Source organism: Hydrotalea sp. AMD (genome assembly GCF_004100315.1).
GTDB lineage: Bacteria > Bacteroidota > Bacteroidia > Chitinophagales > Chitinophagaceae > Hydrotalea > Hydrotalea flava.
Genome location: NZ_SCKY01000019.1, coordinates 1 through 1,660, shown reverse-complemented (window position 1 = coordinate 1,660; position 1,660 = coordinate 1). Strand labels below are relative to the sequence as shown.

Annotated in this window: 5 protein-coding genes; all 5 read right to left on the bottom strand. The window is 36.4% G+C overall.

What is annotated here, in order from left to right; all coding sequences use genetic code 11:
- Nucleotides 1-11: 11 nt before the first annotated feature.
- Nucleotides 12-458 (bottom strand): hypothetical protein, encoded by a 447-nt coding sequence (locus EO766_RS13670; RefSeq protein ID WP_287101394.1) that lies wholly within the window; start codon nt 456-458, stop codon nt 12-14.
- Nucleotides 459-476: 18 nt separating this feature from the next.
- Nucleotides 477-899, bottom strand: coding sequence for a hypothetical protein (locus EO766_RS13665; RefSeq protein WP_287101392.1), 423 nt, complete (start codon nt 897-899; stop codon nt 477-479).
- A 66-nt stretch (nt 900-965) separates the two neighbouring features.
- Entirely contained in the window at nt 966-1,226 is a 261-nt protein-coding gene (locus EO766_RS13660) for a hypothetical protein (protein ID WP_287101390.1), read from the bottom strand.
- Nucleotides 1,223-1,453, bottom strand: coding sequence for a hypothetical protein (locus tag EO766_RS13655; RefSeq protein ID WP_287101389.1), 231 nt, complete (start codon nt 1,451-1,453; stop codon nt 1,223-1,225). The genes EO766_RS13660 and EO766_RS13655 overlap by 4 nt, the downstream gene beginning before the upstream one ends.
- A partial coding sequence (locus tag EO766_RS13650) for a hypothetical protein (RefSeq protein ID WP_287101387.1) occupies nt 1,450-1,660 on the bottom strand: 211 nt, incomplete at its 5' end. The genes EO766_RS13655 and EO766_RS13650, both read right to left, overlap by 4 nt.

Sequence of the window (1,660 nt, the reverse complement as noted above, 5' to 3'; positions counted from 1 at the left end):
AGACATAACGATTAGTTAAGGTTAGGATCAGTGCTGTTATCAGGTTTGATTGACTTCGCGGCATTTTTAACAGCATCTAAAATATCGGAAGTTTTAAGAAATCTCTCCGTAGCAGTTTTTTCAAACTGTGTTTGAGAGTGTCTGTGTACTACTTCTACCAAGTCTACGTATACTGCTGAACGTATGTACAATGGGTGATTAGGCAACACAGTATCAACCGCTTCTGCTATTTCCAGATACAACGTATGAGGAAGTAATGGTAAGTTGGGGGTATTGAGTAGTATAGTAGCAAGAGTTGCTACATGTACATCGATCTTCAACACCCAGTCTTTAATGCGATCAATAAAAGCATCATACAGTTCTTCACCAGACATTCCATGATCAAATAACTGCATCAAATTAGTAGCAGGATTAGCTTTAACCCTGTCAATAGTGATGTGTTCACTCAGCTTTTCCATAGCCAGCAGATTTAAAAGTTAGTAAGTAATGATTCTACGTTTGTTGACTAATTCCTGCGCACGGTGTACAAAGAACGAGTTACAAAATTTTCTGGCCCCTACACTGAACATATCCAGGAATGTAGTGTAAAGCCAAACTTTTTGATGTAGTACAAATCCCTCCTGGGCATCAATATGATCGGCTAATGCCTGGCAAAATGGTTCCGGGATATACTCGATTGTTGTTTTCTCAAGTATCTCAAGATCGTCTACTTCTTTAAGTTTCTCTGATAAGTTAAGACCAGTAAGGTAGGTCTTCAACTGTGGCTCAATCATTTTAACTATTGATTCCTTCACCGCATTGAATTTCTCTTCAGCAGTCGAAGTACTGTCTGAGGTAAGTACTACCTCAATAAGATTTTGTCCTTTTAAATTAAGGACATTCCGTAGGGTTTTGGACATGTAGATAAGGTTTGCAAATTTAAAAATGGATAAGTGAAATTACCAAATTTTTCTAATGAAAAATATTTAGTCGTTAATAAACTCACCACGCTGAAGTACAACATAGCGAACACCGTTACAAGTAAATATCTTCTTACGCGTGTTATTCAATACTGTTTTCAGTAGTGGTATGTCATTTTCAGTTTTACTGATCTGTTCTTCTACTTTATCAGAATACTGTTCTCCCCATGCTTGAGCATGCGGTCGAATACTAACGGGCCATTCCCCGTTAAACAGGAAATGAGCATAGTCAGTTTCCCGGTAGATAATCATCCAGTCGTTGTTCATTTCTTTACTTTTGGTTTTGGAATTTTAAGAATCTCGGTTGTCTTTACAAGTACAGCAAACTCATCCTTAGTTGTTATTTTTATAAAAGGATAATATTCTACTACTCGTGGATAACCATGTTTAGTAAATCCTATGATCTTTCCGATTTTAAGGTAATTCTTGTCTATTACCCAGCAAACAAAATCTTCTACTTTTAGCTCAATGCCAAGTTTGTCTACGTATGTCATGTTATTCTAAATTTTTCAGGAGTTTCTACGAAAGTAAAACCATCAACTTTATTCTGTGTCATCAACTCTTTACAAGACTGTAATTTAGCGGTAGCTTCTTCTTTAGTTAAATGCCGAGTTAACTGTACAAAACAGACTTTGTCAGAAGTATGTTCATCAAAAGGTGTATAACAATTACCTGTCGCGCAATGTACTTTACCTTGTTTC